The organism is Kitasatospora sp. NPDC059747, assembly GCF_042732955.1.
GTDB lineage: Bacteria > Actinomycetota > Actinomycetes > Streptomycetales > Streptomycetaceae > Kitasatospora.
The window spans coordinates 1-19,678 of the sequence record NZ_JBHWGV010000041.1 but is presented as its reverse complement, the minus strand read 5'-3'; the positions used below and the strand labels follow the sequence as shown (position 1 = coordinate 19,678).

Here is a 19,678-nt window from a genome sequence, read left to right as displayed (position 1 = left end):
GTGGCGGAGCCGCCAAACTCTCCCACACCGGATCCACCACCCCCGGCACCGCCCGCCCGGCCGCCCACCAGAGCCGCACCAACTCGGCATAGATCGGCACCCCGGCGGCGTCCCGCAGAATCGTTTCCTCGCCCATCGATGCAACACAATCACTCACGCCCCGCCCAACGCCCCCACCCCACCGGAGACACGCCCCCACCACCCCTTCACCCCGAATCCCCACCCCACTTCGCACAGAAAGTCGACCCAGCCGACTTCCTGTGCGCCCACCCCCTATCGCCCTACGAGCCACCCCTGCAACAGGAAGTCGGCGAACCCGACTTCTCACGCACCACTCACTCACTCGGAGACCCCACCCCACACGCCACCCACCAGCCGACACACAGAAAGTCGACGTGGCCGACTTCTTGCACGCTCACCCTCGAAATCCACCTCAAGCCCGCACACGAGGTCGACCAGCCCGACTTCTCACGCACCCACTCACTCAATCGAAACTCCACCCTGCACACCACCCAGCAGCCAATACGCGAGAAGTCGGCAGGCCCGACTTCTCGCGTGGGCTGCACAAGAGTTGGGGCGTTGGGATTGGTGCGTCAAAAGTCGGGTCGGCCGACTTCCCATGCGGGTTGGGTGCGCCGCCCGTACAAGCCAGCGAGCGAGGAAGGCGCCAGCTGCGTACAGCAAGTCGAACTGGCCGACTTCCCACGCGGGACCGCGCGAGGGGCGGTGGGTGCCAAGGAATCACTAGCGCTGGTTCGTCGGCGGCGTGAGGGATGACGCCGCCAACGCCGGCCGGCGAGCCTCGCGCAAGAGGCGGTCGGCGGGCGAGCGCGCAGGAAGTCGAGCAGACCGACTTCTCGTGCGGGGTCAGCCGGTGCCTGGCGTCCGGCTCAGTGCACCCCCAAAGCACAGGGATCGCCGCTGCATAGGAAGTCGGGCGGGCCGACTTCTCACGCAGGTACTGGCATGCGAAGAGTAGCGCCGGCGGACGGTGCGTTAGCGAACGATGTGGACGCGGATGCGCAGGAAGTCGGGCTGGCCGACTTCTCGCGCGGGGCGGGTGCTGCGGCGCGACGAGCAGCGCCGGCGGGCGCCGCGTGCGGGTGCACGAAGGGGTCGCCAATGCGCAGGAAGTCGGGCGGGCCGACTTCTCGCGTGGGGCGGGCGCTGGGGTGCGACGAGCAGCGCCGGCAGGCGCCGCGTGCGGGTGCACGAAGGGGTCGCCAATGCGCAGGAAGTCGAGCTGGCCGACTTCTCGCGCGCAGCTCGATGGGAGAAATAGCGCAGGGGACGGCGGTGCACAGGAAGTCGGGCGGGCCGACTTCTCGCGCGGGGCGGGTGCTGCGGCGCGACGAGCAGCGCCAGCGGGCACCGCGCGCGGGTGCACGAAGGGGACGGCGGTGCACAGGAAGTCAGGCGGGCCGACTTCTCGCGCGGGCGCTGCGGCGCGACGAGCAGCGCCGGCGGGCGCCGCGCGCGGGTGCACGAAGGGGTCGCCGATGCACAGGAAGTCGAGCTGGCCGACTTCCTGTGCGTGGTCGGTGGGTGGGGCGGCGATGCGCAGGACGTCGGGTGGGGTGAGGTGGGGTTAGGGCTTGGAGCGGGCGGCGGCGAGGAGGGCTGGGACGGTGGCCAGCTTTACGCGGGGGCGGCCTTCGGCTTCGCCTCGGGTCCGTTCGGCGCGGTCCACGGCTCGTAGTTCCTTCAGGCCCACCGTGTCGGGGCGCCGGGAGCGGATGAGGTGGTCGAGGTCCTTGCGGGTGGCGGCCGGGGTGGGGAGGGTGCGGGCGGTGGCGTCGTCGAGGAGGGCGTCGACGGTTTCGCGGGCGCAGGCGCGGTTGGCGCCGATGCCGCCGGACGGGCCGCGTTTGGCCCAGCCGACGACGTAGGTGCCGGGGAGGCCGTCGACGCGGCCGCCGTGATGGGCGACGGTCTCCGTCGTCTCGTCGAACGGGAGGCCGGGGATCGGGACGCCCCGGTGGCCGATGGAGCGCACGACCAGGCCGGCCCGGATCACCTCCTCCTCCCCCGTGGCCCGCCGGACCGCGACCCCCGTCACTCCCCCGTCGTCCCCGGTCAGAGCCGTGGGGGTGGAGAAGAAGCGGAGCACCAAGCGGCGAGCCCCCTCGGGCTCCGCCGAGCCGTCGAAGCGCACCAGCGGCAGCCCGTCCAGCAGAGGCGCGGGGGCGGACCCGGACGAGTCCACCACCACCTCCACTCCGGGCAGTTGGCGCAGCGCGAGGAACTCCGACCGCGTCCACGCCGCCTCCGCCGGCCCGCGCCGCGCGAGCAGGACGACCTCCCGCACCCGGCTGCCGCGCAGGGCGGCGAGCGCGTGGTCGGCGATGTCGGTGGTGGCGAGCCGGTCGGGGTCGGTGAGCAGGATGCGCGCGATGTCGACGGCGACGTTCCCGTTGCCGATCACGACGACCCGACCGCACGAGGACGAAGACAGCGTCACCGCGTCGGCCGGCACGGTCGGTTCGGCGTTGTACCAGCGCACGAAGGTGGTGGCGGGGAGGCTGCCGGGCAGGTCCTCGCCGGGTATGCCGAGCCGCCGGTCGGCGGCCGCGCCGACGGCGTAGACCACCGCGTGGTGGTGGGCGGCGAGTTCGTCGTGGGTGAGGTCCGTGCCGGCCTCGACGTTGAGGTACATCCGCAGCCGCGGGTCGTGGAAGACGCCGGCGAAGCTCTCGGCGATGCGCTTGGTCGACTGGTGGTCGGGGGCGACGCCGTGCCGCAGGAGGCCGCCGGCGACGGGCAGCCGGTCGATCATGGTGATCTCGGCGCCGGTGGTGCGCAGCAGTTCCTGCGCGGTGTACCCGGCGGAGGGCCCGGTGCCGACGACGGCGACCCGCAGCGGCCCGAGCCCGTCGGGCAGGCTGCGGGGGAAGGTGGGCGCGCCCCACGCGTGGTCGTTGGGGTGGTCGCGGTACCAGTCCCGGTTGAGGTCGCCGTACACGGTGTCGGGCCCGCGGAGCCGGTCGACGGGGAAGACGGCGTCGACCGGGCAGGCGTCCGCGCACGCGCCGCAGTCGATGCAGGCCGCCGGGTCGATGTACAGCATGTCGGTCGTGCCGAACTCCGGTTCGTCCGGGGTCGGGTGGATGCAGTTGACCGGGCAGACGGACACGCAGGAGGCGTCGTTGCAGCAGGTGCGGGTGATCGCGTACGCCATGGCCGGGGGTGGGTCCTCACTGAGTGGGGGGAGGAGGGGGACGTCAGAGCATGTCGATGCGCCGGTAGATGGCCGCGGAGCGCTGCGTGAGGAGCCCGGTCTCGGCGAGGAAGGCCATCAGGTGCCGGGAGCTGGTGCGCATCATGGCCTTGCGGTGCTCGTTGCCCCGGACTTCGGCGAGGGCCCGCGCGACGTCGAGTCCGGTGGCCTTGTACACCCCGGGGTGCACCATGCTGGTGACGATGACGTACGCGCCCATGGCGATGCCCGTCGCGGAGGTGCGCCGCCGGGCGGGGCCGGCGTGCCGCATGCGTTCGCGGATCTCCTGGCGGGCGAACTTCATGTGCCGGGATTCCTCGACGACGTGGATGCGGGAGGTGCCGCGGACGATGTCGAGGACGTTCTCGCCGCGCATCCAGTCGCGCTGCATGACGTCGAGCACCTCCTCGGCCACGAGGATGCCGCCGTAGGCGAGTTCGCCCTTCGCGAGGGACTTGAAGGCGCGGCCGGCGTTGGCGACCACCTTGTTCGGCCGGTACGCGGGCACGCCCATCTTCTGGCAGGCGCGCGCGAACATGATCGAGTGCCGGCACTCGTCGGCGATCTCGGTGAGCGCGAACTGGAACTCGGAGCTCGCCGGGTTCTTGAGGTACTGATCGCGGAGCACCATCTGCTGGAGGATCATCTCGAACCAGATGCCGGTGTTCATGATCGAGCAGACCTCGTGCCGGGTGAGGGTCACGCGCTGCTGCTCGGTCATCTCGTCCCAGAGGCGGGTGCCGTAGAGCGTGCTCCACTCCGGGTTGAGGCCGTAGTGCTCGTCGGGGAGGGGGGCGTCCCAGTCGATCTCGGTCGACGGGTCGTACGAGAGCATGGCGGCCGAGTCCAGCAGCCGTTTCGAGACGTCGTCGTCGGCAACGGTGTGCTGGTCGTTCCTCCGCCGCGCCGCCGGGTCGGTGAGAGCCATGGCTGCCTCCAGGTGCCTGCTCCTGCGGGTTCCCGCTGACCCGCTTATTAGACGGACAGTACAATAAGAGCCCGCCGCCGAGAACCCCCCGCGCGACGGGCCGGGAGCGCACAGCGAAAGGCCCGCGCCCCGGGAGCGAATCCCGGGGCGCGGGCCGGATCAAAGAAACGCGGGCCGCCTCAAAGGAACGCGGGCCGGATCAAAGAACCGAAGCCCTACCGCAGCGCCTTCCGCAGCGCCTCCGCCGCCTCCGCCGTCGCCTCGCGGAACCGGTGCCCGATCCCGATGTAGTTGGCGTACCCGTGGATCAGGTCAGGCTGCCGGCTCAGCTCCACCTCGACCCCCGCCGCCCGCAGCGCCTCCGCGTACGCCTCGCCCTCGTCGCGCAGCGGGTCGTAGCCGGCCGTGCCGACGTACGCGGGCGGCAGGGCGGTGAGGTCGGCGGCGCGCAGCGGTGAGACGCCCGGGTCGGCGCGGTCGACCGGCTCGGGGGCGTAGCGGTCCGCGAACCAGTCCATGTCGGCGCTGGTGAGGAAGAAGCCGTCGGCGAAGAGGTCCCGGGACGGCCGCCGGACGGACGCGTCCGTCGCCGGGTACAGCAGCAGCTGGAAGACGGGCGCGGGCCCGCCCCGGCGCACGGCCCGCTGCGCGGCGACGGCGGCGAGGTTGCCGCCCGCGCTGTCGCCGCCGACGGCTATCCGTGCCGGGTCCGCGCCGAGGTCGCCCGCCTTGGCGAGGGCGAAGTCGACGGCGGCGAGGGCGTCGTCGGCCGCCGCCGGGTACGCGTGCTCGGGCGCCAGGCGGTACTCCACCGACAGCACCCGCACCCCGGCCCGCTGGGCCAGGAACCGCGAGACGTGGTCGTGGCTCGCCCGGGAGCCCACCACCCAGCCGCCGCCGTGGAAGTACACGAGCAGCCCGGACCGCTCCCCCAGCCCGGCCGGACTGTACAGTGTCGCCGCCAACTCGCCGCCGCCGGAGGGGATTCCGACCTCCCGGACGGCCACCGGCCCGATCGTCGGCCCGCCCACCAGATACCGCGCGTACTCCATCGCCGTCCGCGAGGGCCCGACCCCGCCCGGCAGGACGAGGGCCGCCTTCGACAGCCGCTGCAGCTTGAGGATCAGCTGCGCGTCCAGGGCGAGCGTCTGCCCGTCCCGCACGACCGGCGCCCCCGCGATCGCCCGCCGCACCCCCTCCGGCAGCGCGAACGCGCCCCGGACGACGGCGGCCTGGATCCGGACGGGGAATGGAATCGACATCGCTGCCTCCTGGGGGGCTCTCCTGGGGAGCCCCATGATGGGGCCGCCCCGCCGGTCGGGGGAACCCCGCCTCGACGCCCGCTCAAGGCGGTCGCGAGCCTGCACCGCGGGCACCCGGGCGGCACCGTCAGCCCACCTTCCGGCTCACCTCCGGCGCGGAACCCGTGTCGTTGCTCGGGTTCGAGGCGTCCCGCCGCCCTTGGAATCCCACGCAGAGCGGCTGGACGCTCTCCGGCACGAGGTAGATCTCACACGTGGTGACGGTCCCGCCGTCGGTGAGGTGCATCTCGTCGTCCGAAGGCTCCTGACACGGTGCGAACTTCACGCCCCAGGACAGGGCGAAGAAGTACGCCCGCTTCGGGTCGGTACCGTGCAGGAGCAACGTCCTCGACGGCCGTCTCACCCGGGAGGCGGCGGACGAGTGGGCCGTGCAGCAGATGCACCTGACCGAGGACGACACCGACGAGTCGGCCGCCCGGGCCCTCGCCCTGCTCGCCGGGATCGACCTGCGCCACGGCCCCGGAGCCCCCTACCTGCACAGCGACGAGCAGGTCAGCGGCCGGCTCGACGAGCTCCGGGCCCGCCAGGCGACGTCATGACGCCACCCGGCGGGCCCGCTCCGCGAGGTACCGCCGCTCGGGCGCGCTGACCGTACGGGCCGCGGCCTCGCGGTAGGCGGCGGCAGCCTCCGCCGACTGCCCCAACAGCTCCAGCAGATGCCCGCGCACCGCGAAGGGCCGGTGGTGGCGCGGCGGCCGCCGGTCCGCCTCCAGCTCCGAGAGCAGCGCGAGTCCGGCGGCCGGCCCGTGCACCATGGCCACCGCCACCACCGGCCGGCGAGAAATGTCGGACCGGCCGTGGTCGGTGGGTATTGGTAGGTTCCCGCGCATGGCTGACTTCACCAATCGCCGCCCGGTCACGTCGGCGGACTCGCTCACCCCGCTCCAGGCGGCGCAGGTCGCCCTGAGCGGCAGGCTCTACGACGGCGAGGACCTGCCCGCCGAGCGGCGACTGTCCGCGGACGGGGACGCGGACGGCGACGCGGACGGCGACGCGGACGGCGACAGCGACGACGGCGACGGCGACGACGAGGGCGTGCTGCACTTCTGCGAGCTCTGGGACGTGGTGGCCGACGGAGTACCGCGCTACGAGGCCTGGTTCTACCAGGTGGACAGCGGTTCGATCTTCCTGGCCGGGACGACGGAGGTGGTCGCGGAGGTCATCCAGTGCGGGCTGGAGTGCGACGACCCCGAGCGGCGGCTGGAGCTCGGCGCGGCGATGGTCCGGGCCGGCCTGCTACCCGCCTCGGACTCGGCCTACCGGGAGTTCCGCGAGGCGGCGGACATGTGAGGAAAAGGCCGGTGGGCCCGACGTCCGTGACGTCGGGCCCACCGGCCTTCCTGCCGAGCGGTTCAGGACGAGAAGTACCCGACCAGGTCGGCGACCACGTCGGTGCTCCCCCACTGGTTGACGAACGACACCCGGCCGTCCACCACGGGGGCCACCACCAGCGCGGAGACGACCTGCCCCGGCCGGTAGTTGATGCTCGAAGCGTCCGGGCGGGCCGTCCCGTGCGGGAAGACCGTCAGGAAGCTGGTGTTCGTCGGCCAGACCGCCGTCACGTTCATGACGACGGCGGTGACCCCGGTCGCGGGCATGCCCTCGACGCCGGCCACCCGCAGGCTCACCAGGTCGCCCGAGCCGCCCAGGGCGCCCACGCGGGCGCCCTCGCCGTCGCGGGTGTCCATCAGCCGCACCAGTGAGGACGGCGTGTAGGTGGAGCCCGAGTCGGTGTAGTAGCCGGTGATGTCGACGCCGAGGTCGACGTCGCCCCAGGCGTTGCGGATGTCCACGACGCCGTTGACGACCGGGACGGTCACCAGGTTGGTCACGTTCTGCCCGGCGGCGAAGTTGACCGCCGAGGCGTCGGGCACCGGCTGGCCGTCCGGGTAGACCGTGAGGTAGCTGGTCTGCGACGGGTTGACGGCCGTCACGCTCATGACGACCGCGGTGACGCCGGTCTCCGGGACGCCGCCCACGCCCGTGACCTTGAGCGGGACGACGCCACCGGCGCCGACCCGCCCGGCCGGGGCGCCGACGCCCCACACGGTGTTCAGGATGCGCGACGGGGCGACCGGGCGCAGCAGGGAGCCGGCGCCGCCGTCGGTGTAGTAGCCGAGGATGTCGACCCCGAGGTCGACGTCGCCCCAGGCGTTGCGGATGTCCACCTTGCCGTTGGAGAGCGGCACCGTCACCAGGTTGGTGACGATCTGCCCGGCGGCGAAGCTGACGGTCGGCAGGTCGGGCACCTTCTGTCCGCTCGGGTACACCGAGACGGCGCTGTTGCTGCTGGGGTTGACGGCCGTCACGTTCATGACGACGGACGTGACGCCGGTCGTCGGGACGCCGCCGACGCCCGCCACCTGGAGCGAGAGCACGCCGCCCTGGCCGAGGCGCCCGGCGGGCGCGCCGACACCGGAGACGGTGTTGAGGATGCGGTTGGGGGTGAGCGGGACGAGCTTGCCCTTGGTGGCCGGCGCGGCCGCAGTCACCGTGAAGGCCTTGGGGAAGTAGTTCGGGGAGGGCACGCCGGTGGTGTAGCCGATCCCGTCGAGGACGACGTCGTAGGTGCCCGGCGTCATCCCGTTGGTGTCGGCCATGACGTGGAGCGAGGTGCCGTCGGGGCTGACGGAGACCGGCCGCATCGGGTACATGGCGCCGCCGAACTTCACCTTGGTCCCCAGGGTGAGGTTCGTGCCCCGGATCTCGATCTGGGTCTGGGTCCCGGCCGCGCCGGTCGTCCCGTTGATCGCGGTGAGGGACGGTCCGTTCTGACCGGTGCAGGTGGGGTACTCGCACACGGCCTGCATGCTGTACTCCACCGGGGTCGCCGTGTTGCCCGCGCTGAGCAGCAGGACGGCCTTGCCGGGCACCGCGTTGTTGAGGCTCTGGCAACGGGCGCCGAACTGGCCCCAGTTCCCGCTGCACTGGTACGTGTAGTCGTACTGCTCCCAAGTGGCCGGGCCCAACAGGGTCACGAGCGGCTGCTCGATGTTGGTGGAGCTACTGGTACCGACGACGTTGAGGGACTGCGACGGCTTCATGTCGACGACGGCGCAGTAGCCGGTCGAGGACTCCGTGAGCAGTCCACTCCGAAGCGGGAAGCCCTGTACCGAGATCGGGTTGGCGGCACACTCCGGCGCCCAGCCGTCGGGCGTGCCGACCTTCCAGGTGTCCACGGCGGCGTGGATGTTCTGGCCCCGGTACCCGGAGGCGAGCACCGCCATGGTGTAGGAGGTCGAGCCGGTGACCTTGCAGTAGGTGCCGTTGGCGCCGCAGAGGCTCTTACCGTTCGCGTCGATCACCAGCGGCGTCGCCGTGCCCTGGGCCCCGTTTCCGACGGTGGTCGTCCGCACGCTGAGCCAGAACTTGTCCGTGGCCGCGGCGGTGACCCGCACGCAGCGGGCGTCGAGGACCGAGCCCAGGTCCAGCTGGACGGACTGACCGCCGACGGCGGTCGAGTTGGGCGTGAGGCAGTTCGCGGTGGGCGAGATGTCCCGCCGGACGAGCTTGTAACCGTCGCCCCCGGCCGAGTTGGTCAGCAGCGCGGTGTACGGGGCGCCGGCCGTGAGGGCGCAGGTGAAGGCGGTGTTGAGGAAGGTCGAGCACGCCACGTTGCCCTGCGGGTCGACGACCTGGAGGGAGGCGTTGAGCTGGTTCGCCGTGTTGGTGTAGTCGAACTGCTCCGCGACGGAGTGCCGGTCCGCCGGGAGGCCCAGGCAGGCCTGCTTCACGTCGGCGGTCAGCGTGACCTCCGCGCCCCAGGTGCCGTCGAACCCGCTCTGCGGCCAGGCGGCACAGCCTGCCGTCTCGCCGGTCCGGTGGATCACCAGCGCGTAGGACTTGTTCACTTCGCCGCTCAGAACCGCGTGGAACGGCGCGGTACCGGCCAGCTTGCAGACGGCGGACGGGGTGTTGGCGCCGCCGTTGTCGCACTGCTTGGCGCCGGCCGCGTCGTAGACGGCGGCGAAGGCCCCGGTACCGCCGGTGGGCGGCCGGTTGAGCAGGTAGACACCGCTCCCGGTGGCCGTCGGCAGCGTGAGGCAGAACTGCTGCCCGCGCGCGCCGAAGGTACCGGTGGCCGGGCCGGACGTCAGCCCGGTGTCGTTGGTGGCGGTGCAACCCCGGGTCTCCTTGCCCGAGTGGAAGGCCATGCCGAACGCTCCGGCGTTGACGTTCCGCGCCTCGACCACCCAGGTGTAGTCACCGGGCGCCAGGTCGCAGCCTTCGCCCTTCGCGCAGCCGCCGTAGAGCTGGGTGCCGTCGGGGCCGTACAGCCCGCCGTTAAGGGTGGAGCCGTCGGCGGTGACCGGAGCGAAGGAGTACTGGGCCTGCTCGGTGACCCGGAGGGTCCGGCAACGCTGCGCCAGGGTCAGGTCCGGGCTCGTACCGAACGCCTGCGGTTCGACGATCGCGCAGCCGTCCGGGTGGGTGAGCCGGGCCAGTGTGAGGTCGTACGTCTGGGCCGCGCCGGAGATCTGCTGCGCGGTCATCCGGAACGGCGCCTGGCCGGTGAGCTTGCAGTCGATCTCGGTGTTCTGGTTCGACCGGGTGTTGCAGACCTCCTTTCCGGTGGCGTCGTAGACGATCTGGATGATCTGGAACGCGGACACGTGGGTCCGCAGCACGTCGCCCGTGGTCAGGTCGCCGAGCGCGTAGCAGTCGCCCGTGGAACCGACCGGGAGCGAGCCGTGCAGCAGGGTCGGGCTGCCGAGCGCGAGGTCGGTGGCGCTCATCGTCCGACAGGCCGTGGTCGACAGCAGCGGCAGGTAGGAGACGGACAGGCCGTTGGTCCGGCCGCTGCCGTCCCGGACCTGGAGCGTGTAGGTGCCGGCCTGGGCGATGGCGCAACGCAGCATCCCGTCGCCCCAGCCGCCGCCCATCGGCTGGGTGCAGGCCACGGCGGCACCGCCCGGCCCGGCCACGGTCGGGTAGACCGGGTTGTTCGTCGCCACGGCCTGGACGAGGAGCACGTCCGCGGCCTGCGGGAGCGTGAGCGCGAAGGAAGCCGTCTTGCCCCCGTCGATCGAGCAGGTGGAGACGGCCCCCGGGACCAGGCCGGCCGGACACGGGTTGGTCGGGTCGGCCTGCTGGACCTCGCGGGCCGCCTTCTCGTGCTCGGCCTTCGGGTCCTGAACCGGCGCCGTCGACGGCCCGGCGGTGGGCGCGGCGGCCGGGGCCGGGGTGGTGGTCGGCGCGGCGGTCGGGCTCGCGGACGACGTGGCCGCGGGCGGCGCGGCGGCGGCAGCCGGGTTGGCCTGGCCCACGAACGTGGCCAGGACGGCGAGCAGCAGGGCGCCGGGAGCCGCGAGTGAGGCTCTCCTCCCCCTGTGTCGCGTTCGTCTGTCGGTGGACAGGAACGTCACACTTTCCCCCCATGTCGGAAACGCCTGACTCCCGTGACCGTCACAGGAGTTCACAGGCGGGCGGAGTCTAGCGAGCGCAAAGGACAAGCTGAGAAGCACCCTCGACCCCGCGCGAGGGTCCCACGGCGGGCCCGTCGAGCGCGATGAGTTTTTTGGGCAGCTCTTGACCATGCGGGCGCAACGCCCGGGAACGACAAAACGGCCGGTCGATCCGAAGATCGACCGGCCGTTCGCTGTGCGCGAGGGGGGAGTTGAACCCCCACGCCCTTTCGGGCACTGGAACCTGAATCCAGCGCGTCTGCCTATTCCGCCACCCGCGCATCTGGGTGATGAGGAATATCGTAGCCCATCCGCGCGGGTGCTCCGGACCAGGCCGGAAGGGGTGGAGGGTCAGTGGGCGAGCTGCCCGACGATCCAGTCGACCAGTGCGCGGGACAGGTGGCCGTGCTCGGAGTTGGCCTCGTCGAACGTGACCTCGTCCAGGTGGCCCCGGTCCAGGGCGTCGTCGGTGATCGGGGCGGCCGGGTCGACGTCCCACTTCGCCGGGTCGAAGTCCAGCGCCGCCGCGCTGACGGCCGGCACGAAGGCGCCGCTGCGGTAGTCGTCGGAGATCTTGGCCTTGAGCGCGTCCGCGACCTTGCCGAAGGAGTCCAGGGTGCCGCCGGGCACGGCGTCCAGCCCCGGGACCTCGGTGGTGGCGCTGCGGCGCACCGCGAGGCCGAGGTGCATGCCGCCGATCCGCTGCTTCTCACCCTTGTCCGGCTGGAACCGGGCCGTGGCACTGGCGACGAGCGCCTGCCAGTCGAACGCCACCTCGCCCACCGGCAGCGGGAGGCCGACCCCGTCACGCCGGCCGTTGGAGATGCCGAGCTTGCGCGGGATCTGCGGGAAGTTGCCGACCCGGGCGAGGTCGTCGAGGAACTCCTTGCGCAGCGGGCTGGCGGTGGCCACCGGGCCGGAGTACTTCGAGTTCTCGACCCACGCCCACAGCAGTTGCTGAGCGGCGGCGCTGCGGATCAGATCGGCCTGCTTGGCGCCGTCCGGACCGGCCGGGGTGAAGTCCTCGAAGAAGTAGGCCATCTGCTGGAGGATCAACGGGATCCAGGCGCCGTTGTGCGGCGAGTCGAACGAGAGGTACGTCGCCGTGTCGTGGTTGATCCGCTGGGTCTCCAGCTTGGCGAGCGCGTAGCGGGTGACGATGCCGCCCATGCTCACCCCGCCGACGGTCAGCCGCTCGTCGCCCACGCGCTCCGCGATGGCACGGAGGACGGCGTCGATCACGACCCCGGCGTTGGCCTGGATGTGGGTGTGCCGCTCGGTGAAGCCGATCAGGACGATGTCGTAGCCCCTGCTCAGCAGCTCGTCGAAGAGGCCCGGCCGGCCGTCGGCGACGGTGTTGAAGTACGCGAACAGGCCGGGCAGGTCGCTCGGGCCGTAGCTGAAGCCGTCCGCGAAGAGGAAGGGCTTCCGCAGGCCGATCTTCGGGTTGGCGTAGTAGACCGCCGCCTGTCCGGTCGCCGTCTGTCCCTTGTACGGCGCGCCGGTCAGCTCCCAGACCACGTCGGCGTCGCGGCTGCGCTCGCCCGACAGGTCGTTGGCGAACCAGACTCCGGGCTTGAGCGAGTCGGCGATCTCCGCCAACTCGGCCTTGGTGGGCTCCACCTGGCCCTCCTTGAGGGCCGTCAGCGCTACGTCGATACGGGGTTCCTGTGCCATGAGGTACCGCCTCGGTCGATGCGAGCAGGGTCACGTGCGCACAGTGATCGACCGTAACTGTTCGGTTACTCACGGCACCAGGGTCGCGTCGGAACTGATTGAAATCGTTCGGATGTGACCGAGGCTGACCGGCTAGACGGGGAAGTCGCCGGCGCGGACGGCGACGACGAAGGACTCCCAGGCGGGGGCGGGGAAGACGAGAGCCGGGCCGTTCGGGTCCTTCGAGTCACGCACTGGGACGGCCCTGGCGAGGGATCCGAGGGCCACCTCGATGCAGTTGCCGCCGGCACCGCCGCTGTAGCTGCTCTTGCGCCAGACGATCACGTCGAGCTCGTTCTTCGTCATCTTTGAACCCTTCCAGCGCACCGGCGATCAGTGCCAGCGAGTCGGCCTCTGACAGCGAGTCTCCACGGAGCCGATCATAGCTTCGGCGATGCCTCGCTACGAACTCTGGCGCATCGCTGGAATGCCCACGATCAAGGGCCTCGGAGTACACCCAGGTCTGTCCATCTGGCATGTCCAAAAGCACCATTGACGTGTCGATGATGGTCTGCCTGCGCGCGAACGGCACCACATAGATGGTCACGTTGGGGAGCTTCGCGACAGCCAGCAGGTGTTCCATCTGGCGCCGCATCACTCCGGGACCGCCGAACACGGTTCGGATGGCGCTCTCGTCCAGGAGCGCCACCAGAAGCGGGCCACCCGGTTCGAGGAACCGCTTCTGCCTCGCCAGTCGAGCCACAGTTCGCTCCTGGATGACATCGAGCTGACCCTCGGCATCACTGGCTGCAAATACCGCCTCCGCGTATTCGCGACACTGAAGCAGCCCGTTCATCACACCGAGTTCGAAGGCTCGGGCGGCCACGGCCTCGGATTCCATGTCGACATGGTTCTGGAACCAGTCCGGATGCTCAACGCCCGCGCTCCAGTCGACCCGGCCGTACAGCCTCATCAGCAGGTCGCCGGTGTTCAACAGCCGACCGTACTCCTCGACTTCCTCGACCGAAGGCTTCCGCCTGCCGCCCTCGGTCCGCGTGATGACCGTCCGGTCGCAGTGCAGGAGCTTGCCCAGCTCCTCCTGCGTGAAGCCCGCCGCCTTGCGCGCGTGCCGGAGCTCCTCGCCGAACAGCACCGCCGAGCTCGCGGTCGGCGCTCGCTTGACCTTTGGTGTCATCACAGCTCCCGGATGTGCGGCGCTCGGCGAACACGTGGTTTTGGTCGTCACCGTAACTCCGGCACCGGGACCATTGAGGCCAGAACGCAATCATTCGCACGCACAGCGTGATTGTGCGCTCCCGTCGCACCACCCCCATCCGCCCCCCGAGGTGCCTCGCCATGCTCAGAACCACCCGCCGGCCCCGGACCTTCGCCGCGCGCCTCGACTCCCACCCCTACTCGACCCCCATCGCGCGCCACTTGCTCCGCGCCTACCTCTCCGCCCTCCCCTCCGGCGACCGGTACTCGGACATCGCCGAACTGCTCCTCTCCGAGCTGTTCTCCAACGCCGTCCAGCACTCCGACGCGCCCGATGACCGCCTCATCGAGGTCCGCTTCGCCCTCATCGGCAACCGTCTCCGCCTCGAAGTCCACGACGCCGGCACCGGTCGCCCGTCCCTCCTCGCCACCACCCCCGCCGACGAGCACGGCCGTGGCCTGCACCTCGTCAACGAACTCGCAGAACGCTGGGGTTGCTGCCCCCGGGCGGGCGGCATCGGCAAGTTCGTCTGGGCCCTCGTCGCCCCCGCCCCCGCTCCCGTCCTCCTCACCGCCTGAAGGCCGCCCGATGCCGTTCTCCACCCTCGCCCGGCACCTGTTCGACACCGGCGCCACCCCCGCCGACGCCTACGCCGCCCTCGCCCGCCGCACCCGCGAGCCGGCCACCGCCGCCCGCGCCGTCTGCCACGCCCTCGGCATCGCCGCCGACGAGACGACGCGCCGCATCGACGAGTGCTACGACGCCCTCCTCGCCGACCCCCGCCCCAACTCGGAGGCCGACACCGGCGAACTCCTCGAAGCGCTCGGGGTGTTCGACGTCCCCAAGCCCCTCGACGCCCGCGGCCTCGCCGTCGTCGACCAGTTCCTCCTCGCCATCGACGCCCTCGGCGCCCTCCGCGCCGGCCACCAGCACGGCCTCACCCGCTGGTTCGTCACCGGCAACCTCACCGCCGCCTACCTCTCCCTCGCGGCCACCCAACCCCGCCCGGGCGTCGGCGACGCGGCCCACTACTGGACCGCCCTCGTCACCGCCGGCGAACTCCTCGCCGCCGCCCCCACCCCGGACCCCCGCGTCAAACCCGCCCTCGCCCGCTGCCGGGCCCGCGCGGAGGCCGTCGCCCGGTGATGTACTGAACCCCAACGACCAGTCACCACGGACCTGTTGGGGGAAGACGTGTTCCGCAATGTCGTCGCCGAGTGGGACGCCCCGATCGCCGACCTCCGAGATCGGCCGCCCGGCTGGATACCCATCTACAGCGGGCAGGAATCCGACGGGTGCCTCTGGTGCATCGACGTCAACTACCACCGCCACGGCCACGGCCTCGCCGCAACCGTCCAGACCGTGCGCCCTCTCTCGGAGCACCACCGCATGCATCCGAACACCACGCCGGAGACCGAGCTGTGGACGTTCCTCGCCAACTCCGGCCGGATCGAGCCCGTCCCCCCGGACTTCGACATCACCACCGGCTACACGAGCCGGGACGTCGAGTTCGAGGGCCTGACCTTCCCCGTCCACGTCCACCGCGCCCACGGGTGCAGCAGCGCCCGCTTCCCGCTCGCCCTCGTCGACGGCGGCTACGTGATCGTCACCGCCGTCGACGAGCACTGGGCCACCGCCACCGACCTCGTCCTCCGTCACCCGGAGGCCCGCTGAGTCCACCCCAAGGTGGGGTTTGGCTCAACGGACCCCGAGCCGGGTGCCGAAAGGCCAACGGGGCGGCGGAGCTGAGGGCCGCCGCCCCGCCCTCCACCCGTCACACCGTGGCGAGGAATTCCCGCACCACGCGGTGGAATTCGTCCGCCGCGCCGGTGACCAGCATGTGGTCCGCATCCAGCTCCGCCAGGGCCGTCCCCGGACGGCGCGCGATCATCTGCGCGACCTGCTCGGCGGGGATGGCACCCCTCGTACCGCTCACCACCAGGGCCGGGCAGGTGGTGGCCGTCCAGTCCGCCCAGTGGTCGCCGTGGACGTCCGCCTCGGAGGCGTACATGTCCTGCGGGTGGAAGGGCAGGCGCCAGCTGCCGTCGGCGTTCTCGCGCAGCCGGTCCTCGAAGTACGGCGCGGCGGCGCCGAGGGCGGTGACGAGGGCGTCCCGGCTGGAGGCGTCGTAGGGCAGGTGGAGCAGGAAGGCCAGCGGGTGGCTCCCGTCCAGCCCGAGCGCGGCCGGGCCCTCGGCGTTGACGATCGCCGTCACGCGCTCGGGGTGCCGGGCCGCGAACTGGTAGGCGTTGACGGCGCCGAGGGAGTGGCCGAGCAGCACGGCGCTCTCCAGCCCGAGGTGGTCGAGCAGGGCCTCGACGTCGGCGAGGTAGCCCTCCCGCGAGTAGTCGGCGGCCCGGTCCGACTCGCCCTGCCCGCGCTGGTCGGGGGCGATGACCCGCCACTCCGGGCCCAGTGCGGCGGCGAGCGGCGCGAAGACGGCGCCCTCCGCGAGGTGGCCGTGCAGGGCGAGCAGCGGGCGGCCGGTGCCGCCGAAGTCGAGGTAGGAGAGCCGGCGGCCGTCGATGACGAGCTCGGAGCGGATGGCGTCGTTCATGGTGGTCGTTCCCCCCGTGGAGCGGTTGATGGGATGACCGTACCCAGGAGTTAGACGTTTGTGCAACACATTCGTCTGACACGCCCGTGCGGATCTTGGAACCGTCCCGGCCGGGGCTCAGATCAGCGGCTTGTAGGCGCAGCCCTCCACCGCGTTCAGGAGGACGTAGGCGCGGCCGGGGCCGGTGGCCGTGTCGCGGAGGCGGGTGAGGGCTTCGAGTTCGGTGGGGAGGGTGAGGCCCAGGGCTCGCGCCGCGGCGGCGCGGTCGGCGGGGAGATCGGGGTCGTCCTCCAGGAAGTCCTCGGCGGCCTCGGCGCTCTCCTCCGCCGTGAACGTGCGGCAGTCCTGCCACCAGGGCACGGTGATCAGCAGCTCGACCAGTTCGCGGAGGTTCAGCGCCATGAGGGCCGCGCCACCCTCCGAGTCGGCGAACAGGACCGGGCGGTCCTCGCCCAGCTCGCTCGGCCCGCAGAAGAAGTACGTGCCACCGCCGCCCTCCTTGGCGAGGAGTTCGAGCGGTTCGCCGGAGGCCAGCACGACGTCCTCGACGTGCGGGTAGGCGTCGAGGCTGAAGTCGCCCGGCCACGCGAGGAAGTCCTCGGCGGCGGGGTCGGCGCGGATGGCGGCGATCAGGGAAGTCCCGGCGGAAGCGGAGGTCCCTGCGGTCACGGCGGTCATGGCGGTCACCCTAGACCCGGGGTCCGACGTTCCCGCGGGAGCGGCTAGGTTGCCAGTGCTGCAGCTTCAACCAGCGGGCCAACGGGGACGAGGAAAAATACGGTGAATCAGAAGACCGCACCTGCCGACCAGTTCGAGGAGCACCGGCCCCACCTGCGCGCCGTCGCCTACCGGATGCTCGGCTCGATCGCGGAGGCCGACGACGCCGTCCAGGAGACGTGGCTGCGCTACGACCGCACCGAGACCGGCGAGGTCTCGAACCTCGGCGCCTGGCTGACCACGGTGGTCTCCCGCGTGTGCCTGAACCTGCTGCGCTCGCGCGCGCAGCGGCGGGAGGAGCCGCTGGAGACGGGCGAGGACGGCACGGCGGGCGCGCCGCGCATCCCGGACCCGATCCTCGGGCGGGCGGGCGTGGTCGACCCGGAGCAGGAGGTGATGCTCGCGGACTCCGTCGGCCTGGCGCTGATGGTGGTGATGGAGTCGCTGGCGCCCGCCGAGCGGGTCGCGTTCGTGCTGCACGACATGTTCGCGGTGCCGTTCGAGGAGATCGCGCCGCTGATCGAGAAGACCGCCGCCGCGACCCGCCAGCTGGCCAGCCGGGCGCGCCGCAAGGTGCAGGGGCAGGCGCCCGCGCCGGACAAGGACCTGAGCCGGCAGCGGGTGGCGGTGGACGCGTTCTTCGCGGCCGCGCGCGAGGGCGACCTCGACGCGCTGGTGGCCGTGCTCGACCCGGACGTCGTGCTGCGCTCGGACGGCGGCGCGGTGCGGGCCCGGCACTCGGTGGTGTTCACGGGGGCGTCGACGGTGGCCGGGCAGGCGGTGCTGTGGGGCAAGCTGGCGCCGTTCGCGCGGCCGGCGCTGGTCAACGGCACGGCGGGCGCGGTGGTCATCGGGCCCAACGGCAAGCCGATGTCCGTCATGGCGTTCACGGTGGTCGCGGGCGCGATCGTCGCGATCGACGTGCTGAACGACCCGGAGCGGCTCGCCGCGCTGGACCTGTCGCTCTTCGACTGAACCGGGAGGGGTGGGCTCCGGTCCACAGGAGCCCACCCCGCCTCAGCGCCCGGTCGCGCCGTCCAGCTGCTCGCGGATGATGTCCGCGTGCCCGGCGTGCCGGCCGGTCTCCTCGATCATGTGGACGAGCACCCAGCGCAGCGACGGCGCCTCGCCGTCCGGCCGCAGGGAGCGCGCGCCCGGCCGGTCGAGGTCGGCGCCGACCTGTGCGGCGACGGCGTTCGACCGGGCGATCGCGGCCCGGTAGGCGGCGATCTCGCCGGCCACCGTCGCGTCGCCGAGCTGGACTTCGTCCGTTTCCAGCGGCTGCTCGCCGACGCCCCGGTAGGCCCACTCGAACCAGTTGTGCTCGACCACCGCGAGGTGGCGGACCAGCCAGAGCAGGCTCGTCCCCGAGGCGACCCCGGGGCGGCGGGCGTCGTCGTCCGGCAGCCCGGCGAGCTTGGCGATCACCGCCTCGCGCAGGTAGTCGAGGAAGGTGAGCAGCGTGGTCGGCTCGTCGGCGTTGACGCCGGGCGGGCGGACGTCGGGGCGCGGGGAGGGCGCGGCGTTCTCGGTCACCGCGCCACCCTAGTCAGACCCGAAGGACCGTCACCAGCCCTGCGCCGTCACCGTCCCCGCTGCCCTCACCAGCCCCGCTGCCGTCACCAGCCCTGCGCCGCGACCCACTCCGCGAGGTGCCGGGCGCAGTCGTCGACCGACTCCTGCCACGAGCGGACGGCGCCCTCGCCGGCCTCGTCGCTCACGTGCTTGACCAGGCGCACCGGCAGGCCGGCCCGGTGGGCGACGGTGGCGACCGCGTAGCCCTCCATGTCGACGAGGTCGGCGTGCTCGGCGAGGCGGTCGCGGGCGGCCGGGTCGGAGACGAAGAGGTCGCCGGTGGCGAGGACCGGGCCCTCGCCCTTGCCGACCACGAGCGGCGCACCGTAGCTGCGGCCGGTGAGGGCCAGCAGGGCGGGCGAGTCGAGGTCGTGCTGGATCACCTGGGTGACGTGGTGGGTGCCCTCCCAGCCGGGGCGCAGCGCGCCGGCCGTGCCGAGGTTGATCACCTCGGAGGGCTTCTCGCCCCGGGCGAGGACGGTGGCGAGCGCCGCGGCGGCGTTGACCTTCCCTATCCCGGTGAGCAGCACGGGCAGCCGGTCGTCCAGGTGGGCGGCCTCCTCGCGGACGGCGACGACGAGCAGCGGGCGGTCGGGGGCGATCGTTCCAAGCAGGCGCATGGCCCCATCGTACGGAGCAGGGGCGCGGGAGCCCCGGCGGCGACGGCCGGACGACGTACGGGCCGGGGCTCCCGGACCGGGCGTCCGGGAACCGCGCGGGCCCCGATCCGCGTCGCAGCGGTCGCCGCCCGCCTCCGCCCGAGGAGTCCGTACGGGAATACGTATGAAGAATTCGCGGAGGCGGCGGGCCCCAATCGTGCACGGCGAAGCTCAAGATCGGCGCAACTCGGGTGTGGCCGGGGGGAGTCACGGCCATACTGCTGGCATCGGCCGGGCACCGGAGGACGGGCCGGGCCCCAGGGGAGGATGAGGCGGGTGGCGACACCAAGAGGTAGCGGCGCGGCGGGCGCCGTGGTTCCGGCACGGCCGAACCGTCCGCCGGCGGCACCGGGCCGGGCGGGCGCCCCGGCGCCGCGGCCCGGCGGGGAGCCCGCCGGGCGGCGGCCGTCGGCGCTGTCGCCGGCG

Annotated in this window: 19 protein-coding genes and 1 tRNA gene; 6 read left to right on the top strand and 14 right to left on the bottom strand. The window is 72.2% G+C overall.

All coding sequences use genetic code 11. The features are described from left to right. Window positions 1-1,588: 1,588 nt before the first annotated feature. The 4 genes from ACFV4G_RS19515 to ACFV4G_RS19500 all read right to left on the bottom strand — a co-directional run bounded on the left by ACFV4G_RS19515 (window position 1,589) and on the right by ACFV4G_RS19500 (window position 5,789). Complete coding sequence (locus tag ACFV4G_RS19515; RefSeq protein ID WP_380441917.1) at window positions 1,589-3,178, bottom strand: FAD-dependent oxidoreductase; 1,590 nt, start codon at window positions 3,176-3,178, stop codon at window positions 1,589-1,591. Window positions 3,179-3,221: 43 nt separating this feature from the next. Continuing rightward, a complete protein-coding gene (locus ACFV4G_RS19510) occupies window positions 3,222-4,145 on the bottom strand; it encodes a diiron oxygenase (protein WP_380441915.1) in 924 nt (307 codons plus the stop codon). Window positions 4,146-4,360: 215 nt separating this feature from the next. Next, the gene (locus ACFV4G_RS19505) at window positions 4,361-5,407 is read right to left on the bottom strand and encodes an alpha/beta hydrolase (protein WP_380441914.1); all 1,047 of its coding nucleotides are present in this window, start codon (window positions 5,405-5,407) and stop codon (window positions 4,361-4,363) included. Window positions 5,408-5,534: 127 nt separating this feature from the next. Continuing rightward, window positions 5,535-5,789, bottom strand: a complete 255-nt coding sequence (locus ACFV4G_RS19500; RefSeq protein ID WP_380441912.1) for a hypothetical protein — start codon at window positions 5,787-5,789, stop codon at window positions 5,535-5,537. A 46-nt stretch (window positions 5,790-5,835) separates the two neighbouring features. Here ACFV4G_RS19500 and ACFV4G_RS19495 point away from each other — a divergent pair, with 46 nt between their 5' ends. Beyond that, window positions 5,836-6,006 carry a hypothetical protein gene (locus ACFV4G_RS19495; protein WP_380441910.1) on the top strand — a complete coding sequence of 57 codons (171 nt, stop codon included), beginning with the start codon at window positions 5,836-5,838 and terminating at the stop codon, window positions 6,004-6,006. On the opposite strand, the gene ACFV4G_RS19490 is transcribed toward ACFV4G_RS19495, so the two are convergent. After that, window positions 6,001-6,297, bottom strand: coding sequence for a hypothetical protein (locus tag ACFV4G_RS19490; protein WP_380441908.1), 297 nt, complete (start codon window positions 6,295-6,297; stop codon window positions 6,001-6,003). The two genes, ACFV4G_RS19495 and ACFV4G_RS19490, sit on opposite strands and share 6 nt — an antisense overlap. Here ACFV4G_RS19490 and ACFV4G_RS19485 point away from each other — a divergent pair. Beyond that, the gene (locus tag ACFV4G_RS19485; protein ID WP_380441906.1) at window positions 6,296-6,757 is read left to right on the top strand and encodes a hypothetical protein; all 462 of its coding nucleotides are present in this window, start codon (window positions 6,296-6,298) and stop codon (window positions 6,755-6,757) included. The genes ACFV4G_RS19490 and ACFV4G_RS19485 overlap by 2 nt on opposite strands. Window positions 6,758-6,819: 62 nt before the next feature. Here the strand turns inward: ACFV4G_RS19485 and ACFV4G_RS19480 are convergent, their stop codons facing one another. The 5 genes from ACFV4G_RS19480 to ACFV4G_RS19460 form a co-directional block, all read right to left on the bottom strand. Further along, window positions 6,820-10,833: a hypothetical protein gene (locus tag ACFV4G_RS19480; protein WP_380441904.1), complete on the bottom strand. Its 4,014-nt coding sequence runs from the start codon at window positions 10,831-10,833 to the stop codon at window positions 6,820-6,822. A 236-nt stretch (window positions 10,834-11,069) separates the two neighbouring features. Then, a tRNA-Leu gene (locus ACFV4G_RS19475) sits at window positions 11,070-11,153 on the bottom strand. A 70-nt stretch (window positions 11,154-11,223) separates the two neighbouring features. Beyond that, window positions 11,224-12,549, bottom strand: coding sequence for a lipase family alpha/beta hydrolase (locus tag ACFV4G_RS19470; RefSeq protein WP_380441902.1), 1,326 nt, complete (start codon window positions 12,547-12,549; stop codon window positions 11,224-11,226). A 132-nt stretch (window positions 12,550-12,681) separates the two neighbouring features. After that, complete coding sequence (locus ACFV4G_RS19465) at window positions 12,682-12,816, bottom strand: DUF397 domain-containing protein (protein WP_380441900.1); 135 nt, start codon at window positions 12,814-12,816, stop codon at window positions 12,682-12,684. Beyond that, the gene (locus ACFV4G_RS19460; RefSeq protein WP_380441898.1) at window positions 12,776-13,723 is read right to left on the bottom strand and encodes a helix-turn-helix domain-containing protein; all 948 of its coding nucleotides are present in this window, start codon (window positions 13,721-13,723) and stop codon (window positions 12,776-12,778) included. Before ACFV4G_RS19460 ends, ACFV4G_RS19465 begins: the two co-directional genes overlap by 41 nt. A gap of 161 nt (window positions 13,724-13,884) precedes the next feature. Here ACFV4G_RS19460 and ACFV4G_RS19455 point away from each other — a divergent pair, with 161 nt between their 5' ends. From ACFV4G_RS19455 to ACFV4G_RS19445, 3 genes are read left to right on the top strand one after another with little or no spacing between them, the layout of a single operon-like run. Beyond that, window positions 13,885-14,322 carry an ATP-binding protein gene (locus ACFV4G_RS19455; RefSeq protein WP_380441896.1) on the top strand — a complete coding sequence of 146 codons (438 nt, stop codon included), beginning with the start codon at window positions 13,885-13,887 and terminating at the stop codon, window positions 14,320-14,322. Window positions 14,323-14,332: 10 nt separating this feature from the next. Then, entirely contained in the window at window positions 14,333-14,890 is a 558-nt protein-coding gene (locus ACFV4G_RS19450; protein WP_380441894.1) for a hypothetical protein, read from the top strand. A gap of 36 nt (window positions 14,891-14,926) precedes the next feature. Continuing rightward, on the top strand, window positions 14,927-15,418 hold the full coding sequence (locus ACFV4G_RS19445; RefSeq protein ID WP_380441892.1) for a hypothetical protein: 492 nt from the start codon (window positions 14,927-14,929) through the stop codon (window positions 15,416-15,418). Between the two features lie 100 nt (window positions 15,419-15,518). Here the strand turns inward: ACFV4G_RS19445 and ACFV4G_RS19440 are convergent, their stop codons facing one another. Both ACFV4G_RS19440 and ACFV4G_RS19435 read right to left on the bottom strand, forming a co-directional pair. Then, window positions 15,519-16,301 carry an alpha/beta fold hydrolase gene (locus ACFV4G_RS19440; protein ID WP_380441890.1) on the bottom strand — a complete coding sequence of 261 codons (783 nt, stop codon included), beginning with the start codon at window positions 16,299-16,301 and terminating at the stop codon, window positions 15,519-15,521. Window positions 16,302-16,418: 117 nt separating this feature from the next. Continuing rightward, complete coding sequence (locus ACFV4G_RS19435) at window positions 16,419-16,979, bottom strand: hypothetical protein (protein WP_380441888.1); 561 nt, start codon at window positions 16,977-16,979, stop codon at window positions 16,419-16,421. A 102-nt stretch (window positions 16,980-17,081) separates the two neighbouring features. On the opposite strand from ACFV4G_RS19435, the gene ACFV4G_RS19430 reads away from it, so the two are divergent. Then, on the top strand, window positions 17,082-17,993 hold the full coding sequence (locus ACFV4G_RS19430) for a sigma-70 family RNA polymerase sigma factor (protein WP_380441885.1): 912 nt from the start codon (window positions 17,082-17,084) through the stop codon (window positions 17,991-17,993). Window positions 17,994-18,035: 42 nt separating this feature from the next. Here the strand turns inward: ACFV4G_RS19430 and ACFV4G_RS19425 are convergent, their stop codons facing one another. Then, complete coding sequence (locus tag ACFV4G_RS19425) at window positions 18,036-18,554, bottom strand: DinB family protein (RefSeq protein ID WP_380441882.1); 519 nt, start codon at window positions 18,552-18,554, stop codon at window positions 18,036-18,038. An 83-nt stretch (window positions 18,555-18,637) separates the two neighbouring features. Next, on the bottom strand, window positions 18,638-19,213 hold the full coding sequence (locus ACFV4G_RS19420; protein ID WP_380441879.1) for a nucleosidase: 576 nt from the start codon (window positions 19,211-19,213) through the stop codon (window positions 18,638-18,640). Window positions 19,214-19,678 lie beyond the last annotated feature (465 nt).

Bases quoted from the DNA above. Each gene is read 5' to 3' on its own strand.
- ACFV4G_RS19515 (WP_380441917.1), bottom strand. From the start codon at position 3,178: ATGGCGTACGCGATCACCCGCACCTGCTGCAACGACGCCTCCTGCGTG.
- ACFV4G_RS19510 (WP_380441915.1), bottom strand. From the start codon at position 4,145: ATGGCTCTCACCGACCCGGCGGCGCGGCGGAGGAACGACCAGCACACC.
- ACFV4G_RS19505 (WP_380441914.1), bottom strand. From the start codon at position 5,407: ATGTCGATTCCATTCCCCGTCCGGATCCAGGCCGCCGTCGTCCGGGGC.
- ACFV4G_RS19485 (WP_380441906.1), top strand. From the start codon at position 6,296: ATGGCTGACTTCACCAATCGCCGCCCGGTCACGTCGGCGGACTCGCTC.
- ACFV4G_RS19490 (WP_380441908.1), bottom strand. From the start codon at position 6,297: ATGCGCGGGAACCTACCAATACCCACCGACCACGGCCGGTCCGACATT.
- ACFV4G_RS19470 (WP_380441902.1), bottom strand. From the start codon at position 12,549: ATGGCACAGGAACCCCGTATCGACGTAGCGCTGACGGCCCTCAAGGAG.
- ACFV4G_RS19460 (WP_380441898.1), bottom strand. From the start codon at position 13,723: ATGACACCAAAGGTCAAGCGAGCGCCGACCGCGAGCTCGGCGGTGCTG.
- ACFV4G_RS19455 (WP_380441896.1), top strand. From the start codon at position 13,885: ATGCTCAGAACCACCCGCCGGCCCCGGACCTTCGCCGCGCGCCTCGAC.
- ACFV4G_RS19450 (WP_380441894.1), top strand. From the start codon at position 14,333: ATGCCGTTCTCCACCCTCGCCCGGCACCTGTTCGACACCGGCGCCACC.
- ACFV4G_RS19440 (WP_380441890.1), bottom strand. From the start codon at position 16,301: ATGAACGACGCCATCCGCTCCGAGCTCGTCATCGACGGCCGCCGGCTC.
- ACFV4G_RS19435 (WP_380441888.1), bottom strand. From the start codon at position 16,979: ATGACCGCCGTGACCGCAGGGACCTCCGCTTCCGCCGGGACTTCCCTG.
- ACFV4G_RS19420 (WP_380441879.1), bottom strand. From the start codon at position 19,213: ATGCGCCTGCTTGGAACGATCGCCCCCGACCGCCCGCTGCTCGTCGTC.